Annotated in this window: 19 protein-coding genes and 1 pseudogene; 11 read left to right on the top strand and 9 right to left on the bottom strand. The window is 67.3% G+C overall.

Going from position 1 to position 24,497, the window contains the following annotated elements; all coding sequences use genetic code 11:
- Positions 1–7: 7 nt before the first annotated feature.
- Positions 8–913, bottom strand: a complete 906-nt coding sequence (locus UCD39_RS10160) for a LysR family transcriptional regulator (RefSeq protein WP_145733986.1) — start codon at positions 911–913, stop codon at positions 8–10.
- A 109-nt stretch (positions 914–1,022) separates the two neighbouring features.
- Between UCD39_RS10160 and UCD39_RS10165 the strand changes: the two genes are divergently transcribed.
- Positions 1,023–2,522, top strand: coding sequence for a CoA-acylating methylmalonate-semialdehyde dehydrogenase (locus UCD39_RS10165; RefSeq protein ID WP_330495908.1), 1,500 nt, complete (start codon positions 1,023–1,025; stop codon positions 2,520–2,522).
- Positions 2,523–2,558: 36 nt separating this feature from the next.
- Here UCD39_RS10165 and UCD39_RS10170 read toward each other — a convergent pair whose 3' ends face one another.
- Positions 2,559–3,089 carry a GNAT family N-acetyltransferase gene (locus tag UCD39_RS10170; protein WP_330495909.1) on the bottom strand — a complete coding sequence of 177 codons (531 nt, stop codon included), beginning with the start codon at positions 3,087–3,089 and terminating at the stop codon, positions 2,559–2,561.
- A gap of 83 nt (positions 3,090–3,172) precedes the next feature.
- Here UCD39_RS10170 and UCD39_RS10175 point away from each other — a divergent pair, with 83 nt between their 5' ends.
- Positions 3,173–3,748, top strand: a complete 576-nt coding sequence (locus UCD39_RS10175; RefSeq protein ID WP_330495910.1) for a helix-turn-helix domain-containing protein — start codon at positions 3,173–3,175, stop codon at positions 3,746–3,748.
- Positions 3,749–3,873: 125 nt separating this feature from the next.
- Positions 3,874–4,458, top strand: a complete 585-nt coding sequence (locus UCD39_RS10180; protein ID WP_330495911.1) for a DUF4865 family protein — start codon at positions 3,874–3,876, stop codon at positions 4,456–4,458.
- Here UCD39_RS10180 and UCD39_RS10185 read toward each other — a convergent pair.
- Complete coding sequence (locus tag UCD39_RS10185; RefSeq protein ID WP_330495912.1) at positions 4,441–5,619, bottom strand: winged helix-turn-helix domain-containing protein; 1,179 nt, start codon at positions 5,617–5,619, stop codon at positions 4,441–4,443. The genes UCD39_RS10180 and UCD39_RS10185 overlap by 18 nt on opposite strands.
- 144 nt (positions 5,620–5,763) lie before the next feature.
- Between UCD39_RS10185 and UCD39_RS10190 the strand changes: the two genes are divergently transcribed.
- Positions 5,764–6,147, top strand: a complete 384-nt coding sequence (locus UCD39_RS10190) for a DUF1636 family protein (RefSeq protein ID WP_330495913.1) — start codon at positions 5,764–5,766, stop codon at positions 6,145–6,147.
- Between the two features lie 126 nt (positions 6,148–6,273).
- Here UCD39_RS10190 and UCD39_RS10195 read toward each other — a convergent pair whose 3' ends face one another.
- Genes UCD39_RS10195 through UCD39_RS10205 form a run of 3 tightly spaced genes read right to left on the bottom strand, consistent with a single transcriptional unit; the run spans position 6,274 to position 11,206 of the window.
- Positions 6,274–7,521 carry an SGNH/GDSL hydrolase family protein gene (locus tag UCD39_RS10195; protein ID WP_330495914.1) on the bottom strand — a complete coding sequence of 416 codons (1,248 nt, stop codon included), beginning with the start codon at positions 7,519–7,521 and terminating at the stop codon, positions 6,274–6,276.
- Between the two features lie 25 nt (positions 7,522–7,546).
- Positions 7,547–8,470 carry a polysaccharide deacetylase family protein gene (locus UCD39_RS10200; RefSeq protein ID WP_330495915.1) on the bottom strand — a complete coding sequence of 308 codons (924 nt, stop codon included), beginning with the start codon at positions 8,468–8,470 and terminating at the stop codon, positions 7,547–7,549.
- A 24-nt stretch (positions 8,471–8,494) separates the two neighbouring features.
- Positions 8,495–11,206 (bottom strand): glycosyl hydrolase 115 family protein, encoded by a 2,712-nt coding sequence (locus tag UCD39_RS10205; protein ID WP_330495916.1) that lies wholly within the window; start codon positions 11,204–11,206, stop codon positions 8,495–8,497.
- On the opposite strand from UCD39_RS10205, the gene UCD39_RS10210 reads away from it, so the two are divergent.
- A complete protein-coding gene (locus UCD39_RS10210) occupies positions 11,201–11,398 on the top strand; it encodes a hypothetical protein (RefSeq protein WP_330495918.1) in 198 nt (65 codons plus the stop codon). The genes UCD39_RS10205 and UCD39_RS10210 overlap by 6 nt on opposite strands.
- On the opposite strand, the gene UCD39_RS10215 is transcribed toward UCD39_RS10210, so the two are convergent.
- Positions 11,388–13,751, bottom strand: coding sequence for a glycoside hydrolase family 3 N-terminal domain-containing protein (locus UCD39_RS10215; protein ID WP_330495919.1), 2,364 nt, complete (start codon positions 13,749–13,751; stop codon positions 11,388–11,390). The genes UCD39_RS10210 and UCD39_RS10215 overlap by 11 nt on opposite strands.
- 140 nt (positions 13,752–13,891) lie before the next feature.
- Entirely contained in the window at positions 13,892–14,632 is a 741-nt protein-coding gene (locus tag UCD39_RS10220) for a GntR family transcriptional regulator (protein ID WP_330495920.1), read from the bottom strand.
- A 200-nt stretch (positions 14,633–14,832) separates the two neighbouring features.
- Between UCD39_RS10220 and UCD39_RS28495 the strand changes: the two are divergent.
- The 6 genes and pseudogenes from UCD39_RS28495 to UCD39_RS10245 all read left to right on the top strand — a co-directional run.
- Positions 14,833–14,979, top strand: a pseudogene (locus UCD39_RS28495) (LacI family DNA-binding transcriptional regulator); the annotation flags it as partial.
- Between the two features lie 153 nt (positions 14,980–15,132).
- Entirely contained in the window at positions 15,133–15,966 is an 834-nt protein-coding gene (locus UCD39_RS10225; protein WP_442943643.1) for a substrate-binding domain-containing protein, read from the top strand.
- Between the two features lie 203 nt (positions 15,967–16,169).
- The gene (manD, locus tag UCD39_RS10230; RefSeq protein ID WP_145733965.1) at positions 16,170–17,375 is read left to right on the top strand and encodes a D-mannonate dehydratase ManD; all 1,206 of its coding nucleotides are present in this window, start codon (positions 16,170–16,172) and stop codon (positions 17,373–17,375) included.
- An 88-nt stretch (positions 17,376–17,463) separates the two neighbouring features.
- Complete coding sequence (locus UCD39_RS10235) at positions 17,464–18,789, top strand: MFS transporter (protein ID WP_330495922.1); 1,326 nt, start codon at positions 17,464–17,466, stop codon at positions 18,787–18,789.
- A 204-nt stretch (positions 18,790–18,993) separates the two neighbouring features.
- Complete coding sequence (locus UCD39_RS10240; protein WP_330495923.1) at positions 18,994–20,688, top strand: GH35 family beta-galactosidase; 1,695 nt, start codon at positions 18,994–18,996, stop codon at positions 20,686–20,688.
- A gap of 81 nt (positions 20,689–20,769) precedes the next feature.
- Complete coding sequence (locus UCD39_RS10245; protein WP_330495924.1) at positions 20,770–23,676, top strand: TonB-dependent receptor; 2,907 nt, start codon at positions 20,770–20,772, stop codon at positions 23,674–23,676.
- 142 nt (positions 23,677–23,818) lie between these two features.
- On the opposite strand, the gene UCD39_RS10250 is transcribed toward UCD39_RS10245, so the two are convergent.
- Positions 23,819–24,337: a flavin reductase family protein gene (locus UCD39_RS10250; RefSeq protein ID WP_330495925.1), complete on the bottom strand. Its 519-nt coding sequence runs from the start codon at positions 24,335–24,337 to the stop codon at positions 23,819–23,821.
- Between the last annotated feature and the right edge of the window lie 160 nt (positions 24,338–24,497).

Consider the following 24,497-nt stretch of genomic DNA (forward strand, 5'->3'; position numbering starts at 1 on the left):
GCCGGCGCTAGGCGTCCGGCAGGAAGATCGGCCGCTCCGCCCGCACCGCCTCGACAATGAAGTCGGAGGTGATGCGCACCCGCGCCAGGGCGCGCAGGTCGGAATGGACGATCAGCCAAAAGGACCGGGTCAGGGACACCGTGTCGGGTAGGACTCGCCGCAGGCGCGGCTCCTGCCCCGCCATGAAGCAGGGCAGGACGCACAGCCCCTGCCCCGCTAGGGTCATGTGGTATTGGGCCAGCAGGTTGGAACTGGTGATGCTGGGCACCAGATCCTTCTCGATCAGGGGGATGTAATCCAGCTCGGGCGCGTAGATCAGTTCCCCGACATAGCCGATCAGGCGGTGGTCCCGCAGGTCGGCGCGGCGCTGCGGCGCCCCCCGGCGCTCCAGGTAATCGACGGCGGCGTACAGCCCCAGCCGGTAATCCGTCAGCTTGCGGGCATGCAGGCGCCCCTCGCGCGGCGGGGCCAGGCCGATGGCGATGTCGGCCTCGCGCTTGGTCAGGCTGAACAGGCGGGGGGTGGTGACCAGTTCCACCACCAGATCCGGGTGCGCCGCGCCCAGATCGCCCAGCCGGGGGGCCAGGAACACGGTGCCGAAGCCGTCGGGTGCGCCGATGCGCACCGTGCCCGCCACCTTGAGGCTGGAGCCCGCCACCTCGCCCAAGATGCCCAGCGCCACGGATTCCATGGCCTGGGCCGAAGCCAGCAACTTCTCCCCCTGCGGGGTCAGGGCATAGCCCTGGACGCTACGGGTGAACAACTGGGTCTGCAGGGTGCGTTCCAGGTCGGCGATGCGGCGGCTGAGGGTGGAATGATCCACACCCATGCGCCGGGCGGCGGCGGTCAGCTTGCCTGCGCGGACCACGGCCAGGAAGGATTGCAGGGCGTCCCAGTCAAAAGAGCTTTCCATGTGGGAATCCATGCACAACCAATGGCGAATATCCGCCCTGTACGTGCGGGAATATGAATGCTTAACTTCTGCAAAACAACAGCGGTCCCATAGCAGGAGAGGAAGCCCCATGGCCCGGGAATTGACCCATTTCATCGGCGGGCGCGCCGTCGCCGGCACGTCCGGCCGCTTCGGCGACGTGTTCGACCCCAACACCGGCGAGGTGCAGGCCAAGGTGCCGTTGGCCGGCCAGGATGAGGTGGAGGCGGCCATCGCCAACGCCGCGGCCGCGCAGCCGGCCTGGGCCGCGACCAACCCGCAACGCCGGGCCCGCGTGCTGATGAAGTTCGTGGACCTGGTGAACCGCGACATGAACAGCCTGGCGCGGTTGCTGTCCTCCGAACATGGCAAGACCATCGCCGACGCCAAGGGCGACATCCAGCGGGGGTTGGAGGTGGCGGAATTCGCCATCGGTAGCCCCCACCTGCTCAAGGGGGAATACACCGACAGCGCCGGCCCCGGCATCGACGTCTATTCCATGCGCCAGCCCCTGGGCGTGGTCGCCGGCATCACGCCCTTCAACTTCCCGGCCATGATCCCGCTGTGGAAAGCGGCCCCCGCCATCGCCTGCGGCAACGCCTTCGTGCTGAAGCCGTCGGAGCGCGACCCGTCGGTGCCCCTGCGCCTGGCGGAGCTGTTCCTGGAGGCCGGCCTGCCCGAGGGCATCTTCAACGTGGTGAATGGCGACAAGGTGGCGGTGGACACGCTGCTGACCGATCCGCGCATCCAGGCCGTGGGCTTCGTCGGCAGCAGCGACATCGCCAACTACATCTACGCCACGGCGGCCCAGCATGGGAAACGCGCCCAGTGCTTCGGCGGCGCCAAGAATCACATGATCATCATGCCCGACGCCGACCTGGACCAGGCGGTGGACGCGCTGATCGGCGCCGGCTATGGCTCCGCCGGTGAGCGCTGCATGGCCATCTCGGTCGCCGTGCCGGTGGGCAAGGGCACGGCCGACGCCCTGGTGGCACGGCTGGTGCCGCGCGTGGAATCCCTGCGCGTGGGCCTGTCCACCGACGAGGGGGCGGACTATGGCCCGCTGGTCACCCGCCAGGCGCTGGACCGGGTGCGCGGCTACATCGACACCGGCGTCAAGGAGGGGGCCAAGCTGTTGGTGGATGGCCGCGGCTTCCGCATGCAGGGACACGAGAACGGTTATTTCATCGGCGGCAGCCTGTTCGACCACGTCACCCCGGACATGAAGATTTACCAGGACGAGATCTTCGGCCCGGTGCTGTCCGTGGTGCGGGCCGACAGCTATGAGCAGGCCCTGCGCCTGCCCAATGAGCACGCCTATGGCAACGGCGTGGCCATCTTCACCCGCGACGGCGACACCGCCCGCGATTTCACCAGCCGGGTGAATGTGGGCATGGTGGGCGTGAACGTGCCCATCCCCGTGCCGCTGGCCTATCACACCTTCGGCGGCTGGAAGCGCTCCGGCTTCGGCGATTTGAACCAGCATGGGCCGGACAGCGTGCGCTTCTACACCAAGACCAAGACGGTCACCTCGCGCTGGCCCTCCGGCACCAAGGAGGGCGCCAGCTTCGTGATCCCCACGATGGGTTGAGGATGGGTTGAGGCCTAGGGAAGGACGGGGCCGGCCTCAGGTCGGCTGGCCCCGCCCGACCGCCAGTTCCATGAAGGTCAGGTCCAGCCAGCGCCCGAACTTGGTGCCGGCCTCGGAAAAGACGCCCACGGTGCGAAAGCCGACCTTGGCGTGCAGGGCGATGGAAATGGCGTTCTCGCTGGCGATGGCCGCGATCATGCGATGGATGCCGCGCTCCCGCGCGCAGTCCACCAGGGCGCGCAGCAGCGCCTGCCCCACCCCGCGCCCCTGCGCCTCGGGCGCCACATAGACGGAATTCTCCACCGAATGGCGGAAACCGTCGAAGGGCCGCCAGTCGCCATAGGCGGCGTAGCCCACGACCTGCCCCTGCCCCTCCCCCTCTGCCACCGCGACCAGCACCGGGAAATTCCGGGCCAGGCGCGCCTCGAACCATTGGCGCCGGTTCTCCAGATCCACCTGCACCTCGTTCCAGATCGCCGTCGTGTGCGCCACCGCGTGGTTGTAGATGACGCGGATGCCTTCCAGATCGTCCAGGGTGGCGGGACGGATGGAAACGGTCTGGGTCATGATGGGCGATCCGTTCACTATAGTTTCATCGCGTCTACTATGTGATACGATACCGCTTTCGGCAAGTGGGGTTCGGGCAGCCTATGACGGGAAACGGTGATGAGCTGGACGCGCGGCTGGGTGCCCGCATCCGGGTGGAGCGTGAGGCGCGCGGCTGGTCGCTGACCGACCTGTCGGACCGCGCCGGTGTATCGCGTGCCATGATCAACAAGATCGAGCGGGCGGAAAGCAGCCCGACCGCCTCCCTGCTTGGCCGGCTCTCGGGCGCCTTCGGCCTGACCCTGTCGGCGCTGCTTGCCCGCGCGGAGGATGACGGACGCCGTCGCCTGTTGCGCGCAGGGGAGCAGCGCAGTTGGCGTGACCCCGCCACCGGCTATGTCCGCCGCCTGGTGGCACCCCCGCCGGGGTCCGAGCTGCCGCTGGAACTGGTGCATATCGACCTGCCGGCGGGGGCCCGCGTGCCCTTCCCCGCCTCGGCCTACGCCTTCACCCGCCACATCATCCACGTGCTGACCAACGAGCTGACCTTCACCGAAGGCGACATCGAGCACCGCCTGGCGGCCGGCGACAGCCTGGAACTGGGCCCACCGGCCGACTGCGTGTTCGAGAACCGGGGCGACCGGCCCTGCACCTATCTGGTCCTGATCCTTCAGCCTTGAGGCAGTCAACGGCTGAGTCCACATTCATTTCAAACTGAAATCTCTGAAATAGAAATTCATATAATTATGTGATCATCAGGGTACCGCTATCCTCCCCCGCATCGCAGCCATGGGAGGAACCACCGATGTTGATCGCGCATTACAGCCACCGCCTGACGGCCGATTACGACCTGGACATCCTGCACCAGCGGGCCGCTGCCAATGCTGAGCGCTGGGCCGCCATTCCCGACCTGTATTTCAAGGGCTTCCTGTTGCGTCAGGCGGGGCGGCACGGCGCCATCGCCAATGCCTATTCGGCCCTGTACCTGTGGCGGCAGGATGCGGCCTTCCGCGATTTCCTGGTCCAGGACCGCTACAAGACCGTTACCGACACCTTCGGCCGGGCCGACATCGACGTGCGCGTGGCGCTGGACGCGCGCAAGGGCCCCGCCCGCGACGCCCGCTTCGCCGTGGTGGACAATGCGCCTATCGGTGTGGACGTGGCCCTGGGCCGGGTGTGGGCGGATGAGATCGCGCTCAACCGCGAGGTGGCGGAGGGGGCGGACATCGTCGCCACCGCCGTGGGCGTGGACGCCCGCACCTGGACCCTGACCCGTATCCGCCTGACAGCGGAGGAGCCCGCCGGCCTTCCACCCACGGCCGTGATCTATCAGGTGTTGCAGCTGGCCCGGCCGTTACTGGAAACCTTGCCCTCAAGCCGTCAGGACTGACGGCGCGGCCGCCTGGGGCGCCAATTGGAAGCGCTGGAAGCGACCCAGCGCTTCCTCGATGGCGGTCTTCAGGTCCGGCCGTTCCGGCACCATCCAAGTCCAGCGCTGCACCAGCAGGCGGCCGGCCTGGCGGTCGGTTTTCAGGTCCAGCGCGGCCACGATCTCATCCCCCACCAGCACCGGCAGGGCGAAATAGCCCAGCACCCGCTTGGCCGCCGGCACATAAGCCTCGAACCGGTGGGCGTAGCCGAAGATGGCCTCCAGCCGCTTGCGCTGGATGACCAGGGGGTCGAAGGGCGACAGGATGTGCACCAGGTCGGCCGGCACGGGCGGCAGCGTGCTTTCCAGCACCGCAGCTTCGGCCCAATGGGGCACTTTCTCCGCCCCGGCGAGGATCACTGGCGCCAGGCGGCCAGCACGCACCCCCTTCTCGATCAGAGGCAGGATCTGGGTCTTGAGGCTAAGATTGCCGTAGCAGATGGACTCCAGGCTGACGACGGCTTGGCTGCGCAGCGCCCGGGTCAACAGATAATCGGCCACCTGCGCCGCTGTCGCCGGGCGGGGCCGCCGCTCCCAGCCGAAATGGCGATCGGTCAGCTCATAGGCCTTCAGCATGCCGTCGCGGCGGGAGATGGCGAGGTCGCCGTTGTAAAAGCCGAAGTTCAGCAGGCGCTTGGACGGCTTGCGGCTGGCCCACAGATGTTCCTTCTCCACCAGCACCTCATCGTCGATGTCGCGGATGCTGAGCGCCCCCTCCTCCCCGATGCGGCGCAACAGGGCGGCGTAGTCGCGCCGGTTGATGGCGGCGTAGTGGGGCGGCGGATTATCCCGAATTTGGCGCATGTCGGGCGCGAAATAGCGATAGTCGGCCGTGGGGATGTAGGCCAGGGCGTGCGCCCAATATTCGAAGACGGACTTGTCCACCGACTGCGCCGCCGCCAGGTCCCCCCGGACATAGTCGGGGATGCGGGTCTGCAGGATGTGGTGGTGGCAGCGCTCGATGACGTTGATGGTGTCGATCTGGACATAGCCCAGATGCGCGGTCGCCCGGGCCACCGCCTCCGGCCCCGCGCCAAAGGGGGCCGCATCCAGCAGGCGCTGGGCCGCCAGCCACAGATGGCGGGCACGGGTGGTGGAAATCTCGACGGGGGTGGTTGGCATTGGGCCGCGATCCTGGAGGCACGGGAAAGTTGATCTTGTAGCGGTGGACGGACGCCGCCGCTGTGACGGCGGATATGCCCCTTGACGCCCGCCGCCCCACCTGGCCCATAGTCGCCCGCGTTCTGGCCTTGAGGAAGTCCCCCGGTGAGCGAACTGCCCTCCCACACCCTGCACATCTGCGTCACCTGCCGCCCCAAGGGCGCGTCCCCGGACGCCGTGCGCGACGGCCGCCTGTTGTTCGAGGCCGTGGCCGCCCTGCACGCCGAGTGGCCGGGGCGCGACCAGGTGGCCCTGAACGGGGTGGAGTGCATGAGCGGGTGCGACCGCGCCTGCACCGTGGCCCTGTCGGGCCCGGGCAAGCCCAGCTACCTGTTCTGCGACAAGGCACCCACGCCCGAAACGGCCGCCGCCGCCCTGGAACTGGCCGCGCAGTATGCCGCCAGCGACACCGGCGTGCTGATGCGGGGCGACCGCCCCGGCCCCTTCCGCTCCGGCATCCTGGCGAAGATCCCGCCGGCGGCGCTGTGACTCCAACAACATGAGGCCTAGCCTCATGTTGTTTAGGACGCGACTGCGTCCGCCGAAGCGAGCACCGCAGGGCGGAGCGAGGAAGCCAAGGCCACGGACGTGGCCGCCCGGCGATTGAGGGAACGCTTAGCGAGCGAACAGCGCGAGGTCGGTGCCCTCCGCCATCAGGCGATAGCCGGTGTCGCCGGGATGCAGGTGGTCACCGCCGTCGGCCTCCGGCAACAGATGGCCGGGATTCTTGGGATCCTCCAGCGTGCGGTCCAGGTCGATGACGGCGTCGAAGGCGCCGCTGCCGCGAATCCAGGCATTCACCTTCTGGCGGTTCGGCTCCATCGCCGGGGCGCAATAACCGATGCCTTGGCAGGGCAGGATGGTGGAGCCATAGACCAGCAGCCCGCGCGCATGGGCGCGGGCTATGATCTGGCGGTAGGCCGCGATGATGGCGTCCGGTGTCGCCGCCACCTCCTTGCGTTCCTCCGCCTTCAGGGCCGTCGCCAGGTCGTTGATGCCCTCCAGCACGATGACCCAGCGCACGCCCGTCTGGTCCAGCACGTCCCGGTCCAGGCGGTCCAGCGCGCGGGGGCCGATGCCGTCCAGCAGCAGGCGGTTGCCGCCGATGCCGGCGTTCAGCACGCCCACGGGGCTTTTGCCCCGCAGCAGGTTCCGGGCCAGCGCATCCGTCCAGCGGCCGTTGCCGTCGGTCGTGCTGTCGCGTCCGTCGGTGATGCTGTCGCCCAGAACCACGACGGCATTGGCCGCCGCTGGCGCCTGCACATCCACGCCGGTCAGGATGTACCAGTGGGTGACGGGAACGGCGCCGGGCAGGTCGGCGGCGGCCAGGGCGTCACCGGTGGCGATATAGCTGGTGGCGCGGGAACCGGGGTGCGCGGTGACCGTGGCCGGCACGTCCTTCAGGCGCAGGCTGACGGCCAGGTCCGCCATGTCGGGCACGGCCATGTCCACCGGGTCGGACCAGACCATGCCGCCGGCGGGAATGGTGACGGATGGTTGGCTGTTGAAGGTCAGGGCGTGGTCGCTGCCAGCGCGGATGGCGGCGCTGGGCGTCTTTCCCTCCTTCGCCGACAGGGCGACATGGGCGCCGGGGATGGTCAACGGAGCTGTGCCGAAGGCGTTGGACAGGCGGAAACGCACACGGGCGCCGCCCAAGGTCAGGTGCACCACCTGGCGCAAGGTGGCGTCGGTGAAGGCGGGCGCCGGCGGCGCGGAATCGGCGCCGCCCGCCAGGGCGGACGCCATCCAACTGCCCACCCACTTGGTGGCGTCTGGTTGGATCGCATTTGCCGCTTGGGCGACCCCGAAAGCAGAGGTCGAGGCCAATAGAACCCCGGCCAGGAAAAGGGAACGGAAGCGCATCAGGCGTATCCTCGATGTAGGGGCGTCAGCGGCATACGGTGTCCAGCCAGGGGGACGGATCGGGGCTGTGCGCCGACGGGGTCAGATGGCGGCTGGCCATCTCGCGGTCCAGCAGGCCGCCCGTGCCGTCGGACGGGGCGTCCGGGTTGGGGGCGTAGATGGGGTCCGCTTCCGCCTGGGCCAGCGGCACGAAGGTCGCACCCTGCGCCTTCATCAGCGACAGCAGTTCCGGCAGCATCACCGTCTCAAACGCGCCGATGTGCAGCAGCATGACATGGGGCACATCGCGGCCGTACAGCGTCCGCGCCTGCTGCCGCCCGATGGTCAGCGATTCCGCCGCCCGGTCCAGGTAGTTCTGGCGCAACTGCGCCACCGCCGCCTGGTCACCCTTGGCCATGCAGCGGGCATAGGGCGCGTTGTAAAGGTAATCGTTGAAGCTGAGCGTCACCTCGGCCACGCGATAGCCGTGGTCCTTCAGGAAGGCCGCCACCACCCGCCGCTTTTCCGGCGTTTCCCCGATATGCAGATAGGGGAAACGCAGCCAGTGCCAGTCCGCGTCGCCCATATAGTGCTTCAGCGCCACCTCATCGGCGGTGACGGCGGCGGTGAAGGCGGCCACGTCGTGGCCGTGCAGGTCGTCATGGGCGTAAACATGGTTGCCCAAGGGATAGCCGGCCTGGCGCCACAGGGTCAGCACCTGGGCGGCATCGTCGCCCTCATCCAAGCCCTTGGCGTTGACGAAGCCATAGACCTCCGGCACCCCGGCGGCCTTGAACGCCGCCAGCACGCGGCGCGCCACCTCCGCCCGGGTCAGGCCCGGTGGCAGGGGGCCGTGCACCGGCAGATCGTCCATGGTCAAGGCCACCTGCAGGGGCGCTTCTTGTGCCAGAACTGGCGCGGCGGTTAGCATCAGCCCGGCGGCCAGGGCCAGCAATCGCTTCAGACACATGATGTTTTCTTCCCCACCCTGTTCTTATCGCGCCGCCACCCGGGCGCTTTCCGGCGGCCCCAGATAGCTGGGCTTCACCCCGCCCAGGTCCACCACCAGCTTGGTCAGCACAACCGCCGGATCCACCATCCAGACGTGGACGGTGTGATAGCCGGCGCCGGTCACCGTATGGTGGCTGGTGGGCTTGCGCGCATTGTCCTGCACCGCCTTGGACCAGTTGGCGACCCCGTTCATGGCCAAGATGTCCACCACCTGCGGCGCCTCGTCATCGATGGCGACGGCATAACGCAAACCGCGCCCCGGCACAAAGTTCAGCGTGGGGCCGACGATGGCCTGCACCGTCACCGGCCCCCCCGCCGGGAGGTAGACGCGATAGTCCAGGCGTGGCCCCTGGCCGGCCGCGAAGCTGGCCGAGGTCACGGGGAACGGCGCCAGGCCGGACAGGGTGCGGCCATAGTTCGGGATCTTCTCCCAGGCCGCCCCGCCGGCGTCGGCCTTGCCAGTATAGTGCTCCGCCTCCATGGACACATAGCCGTCGGCGGCGACAAAGGCCGGCTGGCCATCCTGCGGTGCTGGCGTGTTCAGGGCCCGCAGGTGGACGGTGACGCTGCCCCCGGCACCGCTAATCGTGACGCTGCCCGGGCTGGTCCCGGCGGGGACCTTGGCCCAATCCACCGCCACCTGCAGGCGGGTGTCGGCCGTCACTGTGCCCTTGGCCTGGCTCAGGATGATCCAGGGCGCACTGGCCTTGGCGGTGTAGGCGAAGGGCTTTGATCCCCGGTTGAAGATATCAATGTAACGGCTTGGTTTATTGGCGACATCCAGGTCGGGCAGGACGGCGGCATCCTTCACCGGCTTGCCGTCCAGGGCGGGCCAGGCCTGCCGGCTCCCCTCCACCGCCACACCCAGCTTCGCCCCGGCCGGCAGGGTCAGTTCGCGCACCTCCGGCATCACGTTGGCGTGCGGCTCCTGCCAATAGGTGTAGCCGATGTGGGTCTGATCCATCATGTGGTTCCACTTGCCGCCGTTCAGCGCGTGGTACTGCTTCGTCAGGTCGGCATCGGCCTGGAACAGGGCCCGCGCCTTGGCAGCCTCCGCATTCGCGGAGGCGCGTCCCTGGTCGGCATACAGGCGGTTGCGGCCGACGGCGACATACAGTTCCGTCACCTGGGCCGCCGCCTTGGCGGGATGCAGCACGAGCTGGAAGAAGGCGTCGCGGGCATCGGCCGGCAAGGCCTGGTGTATGGCCTCCGCCTTCGCCACCAGGTCCTGGTAGTCCGCCACCACGCGTTCCGCCTCGCGGTAATCGGTCAGGCTGAAGGTGTTGGCATCCAGCAGTTCGGGCTTACGGCGGCTGATCAGCATGCCGTAGCGGGTGACCAGGGCCGCGATCTCGGCCGCATGCTCCGGCCCGAACTCCCGCTCCGCCCAGGCCGCCGTGAATTCCGGCAACTTCTCCTTGGGCCAGCGGCTGGGGTTGCGGGCGTAATCCAGGAAGAACTCGATGGGCAATTCCATGGGCTTCAGGTCGCCCACGTTCACGATCCACACCCGGTCGGCGCCATACTCCAAGGTCAGGTTCATCTGTTCCCAGACCTTGGGCAGGGAGTTGGTGTTGATCCATTTGTAGTTCCGGGGATCGCCGACATAGTCGAAGTGATAGTACATGCCGGCCCCGCCGGGGCGCTTGCGTTCCTCCGCCGTGGGCAGGCGGCGGACATCGCCCCAATTGTCATCGCACCACAGCAGGGTCACGTCGTCGGGCACGCGCATGCCCTTCTCGTAATACTCCTGCACTTCCTTGTAGAGCGCCCAGATCTGCGGGATCTGGGTGACATCGGGGTTGACCTCTTTGGCCAGGATTTGGCGCTGGTCGGCCACGATCTTTTCCAGCAAAGCGGTGTTGGCCGCCGCCGCGTCGCCGGTCATGGGCATGTCGCCGTCGCCGCGCATGCCGATGGTGACGATGCTCTCATAATCCTTGTTGCGGCGGACGCCGTCCGTCCAGAACTGGCGCAGCACCGCGCCGTTCTGGGCATAGTCCCAGGGGCCGCTGCCGTGGCGCTTCCATTCCTGCTGCGACCGCAGCATGGGCTCGTGATGGGAATTGCCCATGACGATGCCGTATTCATCGGCGATCTTGGGGTTCAGCGGGTCATCCTCGTTGAAGGCGTTGCCCCACATGGCGGGCCACAGGTAGTTGCCCTTCAGCCGCAGGATCAGTTCGAAGACATGCTCATAGAACTGGTGGTTCAGGCCGCCGAACTTCTCCCGGGCCCAGCCGGTCAGGGCCGGCGCCTCGTCATTCAGGAAGATGCCCCGGTATTTGACCGGCGCTGGGTCCTCGCCATAGGTGCCGGCCTTGACGTAGAGGCTGTCGCGGTGGCGCACCGGCACGTCGGCCCACCAGGCCCAGGGTGACACGCCGATCTGTTCCGAGACGTCGTACAGGCCATAGATGGTGCCGCGCTTGTCGCTGCCGGCGATGACCAGGGCGCTGGTGATGCCCGGCGCCGGGTTGGCCACCACCTGGATGCGGAACGCCTCCCACTTGCCCTTGATGGCGGTGACGTCGATCTTCCCCTCCGCCGCCAGCCGGTCGATGGTGGGGCTGTGGCCCAGCGTGCCCACCAGGATGGGCAGGCCGCCGGTGCTCTTCCCCTCCGTGGCGACGGCGGGGGTGACGCCGGTGACCTTGCCAATGTCGGCCGCCAGGTCACGCGCGGCGCGTTGCACGCCGGCATAATCCTGGGCATCGACATGAAGGGGGGCTGCGATGCCGCCCTGGACGATGGCGAAGCCACCGGGCGTGGCCTCACCCTCGACATAGGAAACCTGCCCCAGGGCCCAGGCCTGGGGGACAGCGCGATGGCGGCGGCGGCCACCAGCAGCGAACGGGCGAGGCGCTTCATGGATCTCACTCCGTGACCGTCAGCACGGCGGTCTTCAGGTCGACGGAGTTGTCGCCCGCCATGATGTCAAAGGCCCCCGGTTCCACCACCCGCTTCATGTCCTGGTTCCACAGGCCCAGCGCCTGCGCATCGAGGGTGAAGGTCACCGTGCGGTTTTCGCCCGGGGCCAGGGTGACGCGCTGGAAGCCCTTCAGTTCCTTCACCGGCCGGGTGACGGAGGCGACCTGCTGGTGCAGGTACAGTTGCACCACCTCATCCCCCACCCGCTTGCCGGTGTTCTTCACATCCACCGACACGGTGACCGTGCCGTCCTTGCGGATGGTGGGCGTCGACAGGCGCGGGGCCCCCACGTCGAAGGTGGTGTAGCTGAGGCCATAGCCGAAGGGGAACAGCGGGTCGGTGGTGTCGAACAGATAGCCGCGCCGGGCGCTGGGCTTCTTGTTGTAGAACATGGGCAGTTGCCCGACAGAACGCGGGATGGTGACCGGCAGCTTGCCGCCCGGGTTCACGTCGCCGAACAGGACGTCGGCCATGGCGGTGCCGCCCTCCTGCCCCAGGTACCAGCCCTCGATCAGGGCGTTGGACTTGGCCGCCACGTCCACCACCGACAGCGGCCGCCCGTTCTGCAGCACCACGACCACCGGCTTGCCCAGGGCGAACAGCGCCTTCGCCAGGTCGTTCTGCTGCCCCACCAGGTCCAGGCTGTCGCGGTCGCCCAGGTGGTTCTTGGCCCAGCCCTCGCGGCTGGTCTGTTCATTGTCGCCGATGACCAGCACGATGTGGTCGGCGGCCCTGGCCACCGCGACGGCCTGTTGGATCAGCCGGGCGTTCTCCTGTGGATCGGCCAATTCGACGGTGTCGGCATACCAGTCGTCGCCCTTGGTGATGCGCACGCCTTCGGCATAGGTCACCTTCACGCGCGCGCCCACCTTGGCCTTGATTCCGTCCAGGATGCTGACGGTCTGCTTGGGCTGGCCGGAATAGCCGCCCAGATGGGCCACGGCGGCGTTGGGGCCGATGACAGCCAGTGTCTTGACCTTGGCGGTGTCGAGCGGCAGCACGCCATCGTTCTTCAGCAACACCACCGCCTTCTGCGCCGCCTTCAGCGCCACAGCCCGGGCCTCGCCGTTGCCGGTCAGGGCCTCGGCCTGGTCGGCGTCGGCATAGGGATGTTCGAACAGGCCCGCCTGGAATTTCAGTTCCAGGATGCGGCGGACGGCGCGGTCTATGACCTGTTCCTTCACCTTGCCGGCGCGTACGCTGTCCGCCAGGCTGGCATAGGACTCGCCGTCCGGCAGATCGGCGTCCACGCCGGCCTTGATGGCGCGGATGGCCGCCGCCGGCAGGTCCGGCACCACATGGTGGATGCTGACCAGCTGGTCGACGCCGGAATAGTCGCTGATGATGGCGCCCTTATAGCCCCATTCCCCGCGCAGCACATCCTGCAGCAGCCAGGTGTTCACATGGCTGGGCACACCGTCGATCTCATTGTAGGAGGCCATGACGGCGCGCACGTTGGTTCGGTGGATCACCTGCTCGAACGGCGGGAAAAACATTTCGCGCAGCGTGCGTTCTCCCAGCGAGGCTGGGCCCACGTTGGTGCCGCTTTCCGGCTGGCCGTGGCCAGTCAGGTGCTTCAACGTGGCGAAGACCTTGCCATCGGCCAGGGGCAGGCTGTCACCCTGCAGGCCCTGGACGGCGGCCACGCCCATTTCCCCCGCCAGGTAGGGATCCTCGCCGAAGGTCTCCTCGATACGGCCCCAGCGCGGGTCGCGGGCCACGTCCACCACCGGCGACAGCACCAGGCTGATACCGCGCACGCGGATTTCGCGGGCGACGACGCTGTCGACCTCGCGGATCAGGTCCGGGGCCCAGCTGCTGGCCTGGGCGATAGCCTGGGGAAAGCTGGTGGGCCCGATGGAGGGATAGCCGTGCAGCCCCTCTTCATGGAACAGCACGGGGATGCCCAGCCGAGTCTTTTCAACCGCCCAATGCTGGACGGCGTTCACCATGGCGACCGTACCCTTGGTATCGCGCCAGCGCTGCGTGCGCAGGGAGCCGCTGCCCTTTTCATCGTTGGGACGGGTGAACTGCCCCAGGCCGTTGGGGTAGACGCCGCTGGCCTTGGTGGGGTCGAAGTTCATGGACGCGTCGAAGATGGCGGGCTTGTGATCCCAGACGGCGATCAACTGGGCCACCTTCTCATCCAGGGTCATGCGCGCCAGCAGATCGTCCACGCGGGCGGCCAGCGGTGCGGCGGGGTCCTTATAAACGGTGGGCTTGTCCGCGGCTTGGGCGACGGCGCTGATGGCCACGGCGGCGACGCCGGCCAGGACCAGGCGGCGGATGGAGGTGTGGCGGGTATGCACGTTGGCTTCTCCCTATCGTTATTCTTTTAAGGCGTCCGGATGCCCGGACACCCGGCCCTGTCAGGGCCGCTATGGTACCGTTACCATAGTCACAAAACCTTGAACCGGCCAGGGCCGGCCCAGGCCAAACAGCCAAAGGGTTATCCAAAGGGTTTTGACGGTACGTCGTCGGCGAACAGGTCGGGGAACCGGGTCGCCAACTGCGGCAACGAGGTCAGGATTTCCTGAAGGTGCTGGCGCATCGCCGCCTCCGCCCGATCCGCGTCGCGGTCGGCGATGGCATCGACGATGGCCTGGTGTTGCGCGATCAGCAGCGAAAACGGTGTCGCCTCCGGCATGCTGAGATAGCGCACGCGGTCCATCTGCGCCTTGGTCTCCTCCACCACCCGCCAGGCGTACTCGCAGCCGACATGCAGCGCGATGTCGCGGTGGAAGCGTTCATCCAGATCGAGGAAACCGCCGTGGTCGCGGTCCTCCGCGGCGTGGGCCTGGGCGCGCAGGTTGTCGCGCAAGAGGTCGATGTCGCGTCCCTTCATCTCCGCCACGGCGCGGCGCACCACCGCCAGTTCCACCGCCTCGCGCACGAAGCGGGCGTCGAACACCTGGCGGACGGAAATCTTGACGATGAAGGAGCCGCGCTGCGGGCGGATCGACAGCAGCCCCGCCTCGCTCAGCTTGATGAAGGCTTCGCGCACCGGCTGGCGGCTGACGCCCAACTGGTCGGCGATGTCCTGTTCAGAGATGGCCTGGCCGGGGCGGAACTTCATGGCGACGATGGCGGCCCGCAATTCCCGGAACACGCGCCGGGCCACAGGCTCCGCGCTGTCCGCCTGGATACGGTTCAGGATGATACGGTCATTTTCCGCCAACACCAGACGCACCCCATTCTGTCCCGCGGGCCCACGCGTTCACCCTGCGGCATTTGACAGTCGCCTTCCAGAGGCGCGTTTCCCGAGCCGGTGTCTTTTTTTCCAACACCATTGCCCCGGCTCAAGACACATACTACCATACTAGACTACAAGCAAGGCCGCGATGGCGGCTGAAACAGGGAGGGGGCCGCATGGCGGCGGGCAAAACCTTTATGGCGGAGCCGGGCAAGGCCACGTTGCAAGACGTGGCGCGGTTGGCGGGCGTGTCACCGGCCACGGTGTCGCGGGTGCTGAATGACCCGGACAAGGTGGCGGAGGGGACCACGGCGCGGGTGCGCCACGCCATTCTGGAGACCCAATTCGTCCCCAACGCCGTGGCTGTCAGCCTGGCCCACCGCCGGGCGCGGGATGGCGAGCGTACCCCCGCGCCGCTGGACACCGGGCGGGAACCTTCATCCACATCCCCCGGCATTGTCGCTGCGGAAAACGCAAAAATGCCCCTTGCCCAGCGTATGGCCCGTCCGCCGGGTGTGATCGCCGTTATCACCCCGGCGCTTGCGGATGAGGCGGTGACGGGCGTGGTGGAGGAATTGGCGGCCCATGCCATGGCCGCCCTGGTGGTTCCCGCCGGGCAGGAGGATGCCGGCCTGCGCCGGGCCGTGGATGCCGCGATGGCTTACAGCCCCGCCGGGCTCGTGCTGGCCGGCCTGCACGGCGACGCCCCGGTACGGCGGCGCTTGGTCCGCACCGGGGTGCCGATCGTGGAAATCGGCGACCTGCCCGGCGAGGCGATCGACATGGCGGTCGGCTGTTCCCATCGGGCGGCCGGTCAGGCCCTGGCGCGGCTGCTGGTCGGGCGCGGCTACCAAAGCCCCTTGCTGATCCTGGAACGGACTGGTCCGGCCTTGGCATGGCTGGACGGGTTCCAGGCGGGATACGGCGCCCTGGCGTCCGGCCCCCTGCCCCACCATGTCGTGCCCGCCGGCAACCCTTATGCCCATGGGCGGGAGGTCGTGGCGGATATGCTGGATTTGGCCGATGGGGAGCAAGGCCGTGCCGATGTCGTGGCATGCAGCAGCGACGGGCTGGCCCTGGGCGCCCTGACCGAGGCCACGAGCCGGGGCCTGCGCGTGCCGCAGGACTTGGCGGTGGTGGGCTTCGGCGATGCCGACTTCGCGGCCCACACCCATCCCCGGCTCAGCACCATCCGTCTGGACGCCCGCGCCATGGGGCAGCGGGCGGCCCGGCTGCTGCTGCACCGTCTGGAGGGGGGCCGGCCGCGCCAGGGCCCAACCCCGCGCCCGGTGGATTTGGGATTTTCCATCGTTTCCCGGGACAGCGCGTGACAGGGGACGGGCACGATTGCCCTGTTGACCTAACTGGTATGGTAGTATACATGAATGGTAACAGACAAACGGCGGCGCCTGCCGCTCAGGGAGAGATCGCCGCCCCCAGGGCGCCCCGAAACACGACCTTCTAGCCTGCCCGCGACCGCCCCGCGTGTCGTCGGCCCCGCGCCCGCCTGGACCCCGCCTTCGGAGCTGAAGATATGAAAATCACGGACGCCTATGTCATCGTCACCTGCCCGGCGCGAAACTTCGTCACCCTGAAGATCCGCACGGACGAAGGCGTTTATGGCATCGGCGACGCCACCCTGAACGGGCGGGAGCTGGCGGTGGCGTCGTACCTGACCGACCATGTCATTCCGTGCCTGATCGGCCGTGACCCGCACGATATCGAGGATATCTGGCAATACCTGTACAAGGGCGCCTACTGGCGCCGGGGCCCGGTGACCATGTCCGCCATCGCGGCGGTGGACACGGCGCTGTGGGACATCAAGGCCAAGGTGGCCGGCCTGCCGCTGTATCAATTGCTGGGCGGCAAAAGCCGCAACGGCGTCATGGTCTATGCCCATGCCAACGGCCAGACGGTGGGCGACGCCCTGGACCAGGTCCAGCATTATGTCGACCTGGGCTACAAGGCGATCCGCATCCAGGCGGGCGTTCCCGGCCTGAAGGGGGTCTACGGCGTCGCCAAGGGCATCAACTACGAGCCGGCGACGCGGGGGCTGCCGGCGGAGTCCGCCTGGTCGACGGAGGCGTACCTGGACTTCGCCCCCACCCTGTTCGCCGCCGCCCGCGACCGCTTCGGTTGGGACCTGCACCTGCTGCACGACGTGCATCACCGCCTGACACCCATCGAGGCGGCACGCCTGGGCAAGAGCCTGGAGCCCTATCGCCTGTTCTGGATGGAGGACCCGACCCCGGCGGAAAACCAGGAGTCCTTCCGGCTGATCCGCCAGCACACGACCACCCCCCTGGCGGTGGGTGAGGTGTTCAACAGCATCTGGGACGCCAAGGATCTGATCCAGAACCAGCTGATCGACTACATCCGCACCACGGTGGTGCATGCCGGCGGCATCAGCCATCTGCGCCGCATCGCCAACCTGGCGGACCTGTACCAGATTCGCACCGGCAGCCATGGCGCCACCGACCTGTCGCCGGTGTGCATGGGGGCCGCCCTGCACTTCGACCTGTGGGTGCCGAACTTCGGCATCCAAGAACGCATGGTCCACGAGGACGTGACCAACAGCGTCTTCCCCCACGCCTACACCTTCGACCAGGGCTACATGCATCCGGGCGAGGCGCCGGGCCATGGCGTCGACATTGATGAGACCGAGGCCGCGAAGTACCCCTACCAACCCGCCTACCTGCCCGTGGCCCGTCTGACCGACGGCACCTTGTGGAGCTGGTAAGCGGGAACCGGGCGCGGCCCTGAACGCGTCCAGCGCTAAAAAGGCCGCGCCCAACGGTGGCGTGGCGACAAACGGGAGTGAGACGTCCATGGCGTGGCCAGCGGAAGCCACCATCGCACCCAGTCCCCCGCCGGCCCGGATAGGCCGGCGGCGCTGGATCGTCGTGGCCCTGCTGTTCGCCGCCACCGTCATCAACTATGTCGACCGCCAGATGCTGGGCCTGCTGAAGCCTTTGCTGTCGCGGGAGTTCCACTGGTCCGAAACCGACTACGCCGACATCATCTTCTGGTTCCAGGCGTCCTACGCCGTGGCCTACCTGGTGTGCGGCCGGATCATCGACCGCATTGGCGCCCGCTGGGGCTATGCCCTGACCTTCGTCATCTGGAACCTGGCCCACATCGCGCACGGCCTGGCCAGCGGCCTGGTGCAGTTCGTGCTGGTCCGCGTGGCGCTGGGCGCGGGCGAGGCCGGCAACTTCCCCGCCGGCCTGAAAAGCGTGGCGGAATGGTTTCCCCGGCGCGAACGCGCGTTGGCGGTGGGCGTCTTCAACGCGGGGTCCAACGTCGGCGCCGTGATCACGCCCCTGGTGGTTCCCGCCATCGTCGCCGTCGCCGACTGGCGCATGGCGTTCATGGTAACCGGTGTCATCAGCTTCGCCTGGCTGGCCGCCTGGCTGATCTTCTATCGCCGTCCTGAGGAGGACCGGCGCCTGTCCGCCGCCGAGCGGGCGCATATCCTGTCGGACGCCATTGCCCCGACCGTATCCGCGAGTGGCCCGCGTCTGGCCTGGATTCTACGCCAACGCCAGACCTGGGCCTATGTTCTGGCCAAGTTCCTGACCGACCCCATCTGGTGGGTGTTCCTGTTCTGGCTGCCGGATTTCCTGGGCCGGCGCTTCGGTCTGGACCTTCGCGGCTTCGGCCCGCCGCTGGTCGCCATCTACCTGATGTCCGATATCGGCAGCGTCGCCGGCGGCTGGCTGTCCTCACGCCTGATGCGCCGGGGCCTGGGGGCCAACCGCGCGCGCAAGGTGGCGATGCTGATGTGCGCGGCCTGCGTCATTCCCGTGCTGACCGCGCCCTGGGTTGGCGGATTGACCGCCGCCGTCCTGATCATCGGCCTGGCGACAGCGGGCCACCAGGGCTTCTCCGCCAACCTCATGACCCTGCCCTCCGATCTTTTCCCACCCTCTGCCGTGGCCACGGTAGTGGGGCTGGGAGGGACAGCGGGCGCGGTGGGCGGCATGCTGATGGCCAAGTTCACGGGCTGGATACTGCAGGGGACCGGCAGTTACGGCCCGGTGTTCCTGACGGCGGCGCTGGCCTATCCATTGGCGTTGCTGGCGATCCAGGCCCTGAGCCCCCACCTGCGTCCGGCCATACCGGACGCCACCGGCGGAGGCGCCCCATCCTGAAGGCCGCAGGACGAATATTTTAAAATATGACGATTAAACGCCAATGATTCGATGCTTTGGCGATGAGTCGTCTATTTTTAAAATATAGATTTCAATCATATTTGGGTCATTGAAATAAAAATCTTGACAATATTGCGCTTCTGGTAAAATGGTAACGCTATCATCAAGGCGCCACGAACGCGCCGCTGCGAGGGAGGGGAGCAAATGGGACGCCTGCGTTCGGCCACCGGCCGGCACACTTGCCCCCGGCGGATGAAATTGGCCGGCGGCCTGGCCGCCCTGGCGGTCTTGGCCGCCTCTCCCCTCGTTGCGGGGACGTCCCCCGTCACGTTGGAGCGCCAAGGCACGGCCGCCCACTTGTCGGTGGACGGCAAGCCTTTCCTGGTGCTGGGCGGTGAACTGGGCAATTCAAGCGCGTCCAGCCGGTCCTACATGACCAAGTATTGGCCCAAGCTGAAGGCTATGAACCTGAACACGGTGCTGGCCCCGGTTTATTGGGAGCTGATCGAGGACAGGGAAGGCTCCTTCGATTTCTCCAGCGTCGACGGCCTGCTGGCCGATGCCCGCGCCCAGGACATGCACCTGGTCCTGCTGTGGTTCGGCGCCTGGAAGAACAGCATGTCGACCTACGTGCCGGGCTGGGTGAAGCGGGACCAGGCGCGGTTCCCGCGCGTGCGTGCAGCCAATGGCACCAGCGTGGAAATCCTCTCCGCCTTTTCCCCCGCCGTGCGGGAGGCTGACGCCAAGGCGTTCGCCGCGCTGATGGGCCATCTCAAGGCCGTGGACGCCAAGGGCACCGTGCTGATGGTGCAGGTGGAAAACGAGATCGGGATGCTGCCCGTGGCGCGGGAATGGGGCGATGCCGCCCAGGCCGCCTGGGCCCAGCCCGTGCCGGACGCCTTGCTGCGCCCCTTGCGCGAGGGCGCAGCGGTGGAACCGGAGTTGCGCGCCCTGTGGCAGGCCCACGGCGCCAAGGCCGCCGGTACCTGGGACCAGGTCTTTGGCGACGCCGACGCGGGCCAGGAGGTGTTCACCGCCTGGCATTATGCCCAGTACACCGACGCCATCACCCGGGCCGGCAAGGCCGCCTATCCCCTGCCCATGTATGTCAACGTGGCACTGAACCGCTTTGGCAAGGCGCCGGGTGAGTATCCCAGCGGGGGCCCCCTGCCCCATCTGATCGACGTGTGGAAGACCGGCGCGCCCAGCCTGGACCTGATCGCGCCAGACATCTATTTCCCCAATTTCAACGACCTGGCCGGTCGCTACAGCCGTGCGGACAACCCGCTGTTCATTCCCGAGGCCAACAACGTGACGGCGCCCGAGGTGCCGGCCAACGCCTTCTACGCCATCGGCAACCTGGACGCCTTTGGCTTCAGCCCTTTCTCCATCGAGAACGCGGATCCCAAGAGCCAAGCCGCCGTCACCGAGGCCTATGGCCTGCTGCGCCAGTTGACCCCGGCCATCCTGAAGGCGCAGGGGCTGGGCCGCGTGGCGGGTTTCAAGCCCCGGGTGCTGGAGGACGGCACGGTGCTGGACGCCCCCGTCACCCGAGCGCTGGGCGACTATCGCTTCACCGTCAGCTTCATCGACAGCTGGACGCCCAAGGCTGAGCAGGACATCGCCAGCCACGGCGGCATGATCATCCAGACGGGCCCTGAGGAATACCTGATCGCCGGCCGCGGCTTGATCGTCACCGTGGCCGGCGAGCCTGGCGCCAAGGGGGATGGCCCCACCCTGGCCGGCATCGATAAGGCGGTCGAGGGCACCTTCGACGCCCAGGGCCGCTGGGTTCCGGGTCGCGTGCTGAACGGCGACCAAACCCATCAGGGGCGGCATATCCGCCTGCCTCCAGACCAATTCCAGATCCAGCGGGTGACGTTCTACCGCTACCGCTGATCCGCACCCGCGCGAAACCAGAGCCTTAACAACAGCCCGCCTGAACCCGGAAAGGGGCCGTGGGCGGCCAGGGAGGAAAAAATGGCACATTCAAAGAACTGGAAGGCATTACTGACCACCACCGCCCTGGCCGGCTCCGCCCTGCTGGGCATGCTCTCGCCTCAGGCCAACGCCCAGACGGCATCCCCCCCGGCCGAATCTCCCATGGCCGCGTCGCCCGGCGACGACCCCACGCTGGAGGAAATCACCGTCACCGGCATTCGCCGCAGTCTGTTGGATGCCACGGAGCAGAAGCGCAATTCCGTCGCCTTCGGCGACAGCATCTTCGCCGAAGATATCGGCAAGCTGCCGGCCACCAACTTGGCCGAAACCCTGAACCGCATCCCCGGCGTGAAGCTGAACCGCGACATCAACGGCGAAGGCGTGCAGGTGTCTATCCGCGGCCTGGGCCCTAGTTTCTCCAAGGTTCTGTTGAACAACACCCAGGTCGCCGTCGCCTCCGACGGCGGCACCAACGGCGGCAACGCCAACCGTGAGGTCGACCTGGACCTGTTCCCGTCGGAGCTGTTCACCCGTCTGGACGTTGAGAAGACACCGGTCTCCTCCACCCTGGAAGGCGGCATCGCCGGCACGGTGAACCTGCACAGCGCCCGCCCCTTTGACAATGAAGGCACCCACGTCACCCTGATCGGCCAGGGCCAATACACCAATGCGGACGACCAGGTGAGCCCGCGTGGCGCTCTGGTGGCCAGCCATACCTGGGGCCCCTTCGGCATCCTGGTCGGTGTGTCTGGGGTGAAGACCACCACCCGCATCGATGGCTTCGAGACCATCGGCTGGACCGATGGCAACCTGCCGGCCGGCAGCGGCGACGTCGGCACCGGCAACGGCTTCGTCTACGCCAGCACGGCCCCCCGCAACGTGGCGGGCCTGACCGCCGGCCAGCCGGTGAACCTGGCGCAAACCTCCGGCCTGACCCTGCCGCAGCTGGGCAGCGCGCAGATCCCGCGCCTGGGCCGCAACAGCTACACCTTCGGCGACCGCTCGCGCGTCTCCAGCCTGCTGTCGCTGGAATACCGGCCCAGCGACGAATGGCACTTCGCCATTGATGGCCTGTGGGCCCAGTCCGACCGCGACTACCAGCGCCTGAACATGAATTGGTACGTCCGCAACTCAGGCCCCGGCACCAGCCCCACCTCCACCGGCGGCATGGTCCCCTTCAACCTGACCGTCGACAGCAACAATGTCGTGACCCAGGGCACCTTCGCCAATTCCAGCTTCTTCCTGGAAAACGACATCTTCAACCAGCATACCGAGTTCTACAACATCAACCCCACCCTGACCTGGAAGCCGTCCAAGGACTTCAAGGTCGACGCCCAAGTGAACTACGGACACAGCACTTTCTTCCGTGAACAGCCGCAGTTCGACGTGCAGACGCCGGCGCAGTCGGGCCTGACGGTCAGCTACCAGGCCAATGGCGCCAACGGCCAGCCCATCATCGTGCCCAACCGCGACCTGAACGACCCCAACCTGGGCTGGAAGTGGTACCGCGTGAATGTGCAGAACGTGTACCGCGAGACCACGACCCGGGGTGCCCACATCGACACCCAGTACGGCGACGACACCGCCAACATCAAGGTGGGCGGCGCCTATGACATGGCCAGCCGCATCATCCGCGCCTATGACAACAGCACGGCCTTCCAGACGGCCGTCTGCGGCGCAACCTGCGACGGCAACTCCGGCCTGGTGCCCAATTCCCAGATCGGCCAGTACCTGCTGCCCATGAACATCAGCGATTTCGGCAAGCTGGCGGGGGGCAACGTCGGCTACACCCAGTGGATCATGACCAACGTGTCGGCGCTGGAGAAGGCCACCAACTACGAGTATTACAAGGACACGGCGCCGCAGACCCGTAGCGCCGTGACCGGCGGATCGGTCGGCAACATCTCGGAGAAGACCTTCGGCGGCTATGCCGAGGGCAACGCCAGGGACACCCTGCTGGGCCACGAGGTGGCCATCAACATGGGTCTGCGCTACTTCCATACCGACCAGACAGTGACCAGCCCGTTGGTGACCGCGTCCGGCGCGCTGGTCGACCAGACGCTGAGCACCGGGTACAGCGACGTGCTGCCCTCCGCCAACGTGGTCTACAGCCTGACGGACGATATCAAGCTGCGCGCGTCCGCCTCACGCAGCATGACCCGCGCCGACGCCAGCCAGTTGCTGCCCGGGACCACCTTCTCCGACATCTCGGCGCAGGTGGCCAGCGCCGGCAACCCGAACCTGAAGCCCTACACCTCGAACAACATCGACATCGGCGGCGAGTGGTACACCGGTGGCCTCGGCTATATCGGCGCCGCCCTGTTCCGCAAGGACATCGACGGTTTCACCGTCACCACGCAGAAGACCGTGCCCTTCACCGCCCTGGGCATCAACTTCAGCGACCTGCAGACCAGCCAGCAGCAGGCGCTGATGCTGCGCGGCGGCCCGAACGTGGCCACCGTGACCCTGACCCAGCCGGTGAACCTCAGCAAGCTGCTGCTGCAGGGCATCGAGCTGACCTGGGTGCAGCCCCTGGACTTCATCGTCGAGGGCCTGGGCTTCTCCGCCAACGGCACGCATATCGAGCAAAGCTCCGACAGCGGGCTGTTCGCCACCGGCATCGCGCCCTACAGTTACAATCTGCAAGCCTATTATGAAGGGCATGGCGTGTCGGTCAGCGTGAACTACGTCTGGAACGACCAGTCCACCGCCGCGAACGCCCCGCAGAACAACATCAACGAGGCCCTGATCGCCGAGGCGCGCGGCCAGTTGGACCTGTCGCTGGGCTATCAGTTGCCCTGGCTGAACGACAGCATCCGCCTGACGGTGGACGCCCTGAACATCACCAACGAACCGCTGGTGACCCAGTTCGGCCACTCCAATTCGCCCTACAGCATCTACTACCCCGGCGCGCAGGTGATCTTCGGTGCCCGCGCCAAGTTCTGATCGGCGGCCCGGCATCCTTCCCCCGGACGGGTTTTCGAGGGGTAGCCCGCCCCTGGTGCCACCCGTCCCAACTTGAGTTTTGGCAGTAACAAAAATCCCCGGGTGGTCGATGCCGCCCGGGGATTTCTTTGAAAATACGGAATTAAAGGGCGCTTAGCTTGCGGTAGCCGCCGTCGGCGTAGAGCAGCGGATTGACCTCCACCCGGCTGCGGGTCCACAGCACTTCCCCCACGATGACGCGATGACTGCCATGGGGCAGTTCCGCGGCCCGGCGGCAGACCAGGGTGGACTGGGCGCCGATCAGGCAGGGGGCGCCCATGACGTCCTCCCATGCGCCCGGCTTGAAGCAATCGGCGGAGCGGTTGGGGGCGCCGAAGGTCCTGGAGACATCCTCCTGGTCGGCATAGAGGATGTTGATGGCGTAGGTGTCCACCGCCAGGATGCGGTCATGCATGCTGCCCGACTGGTTCAGCGCGATCAGGACCGAGGGCGGGTCGAAGCTCAGGGAGCACAGGGCGCTGACCGTGGCCCCCGCCGCCCCTTGCGCATCCCGTAGTGTAACCACGGAGACCGACGCCGCCAGGCGACGCATGGCATGGCGCAGGCCATCCACCAGCGTGGTGTCGTCATCGGCGGGCGGTAGGGCGGTGGAAGTGGACATGGGGCCTCAAATCACAAGCGCGGTCGAACGGGTCACCTTAGCCATCGGCGACGATGTTGCCAGCCCAATGTTTCGGCGAACCACATACAGGGGGCATAGGACACCGCTTCGCCCGTCATGACAAGGCGGGTTGATGCCCTTCCGCGGTAGCATGCCGGGC

Source organism: Nitrospirillum karajorum (assembly GCF_036348415.1).
GTDB lineage: Bacteria > Pseudomonadota > Alphaproteobacteria > Azospirillales > Azospirillaceae > Nitrospirillum > Nitrospirillum amazonense_B.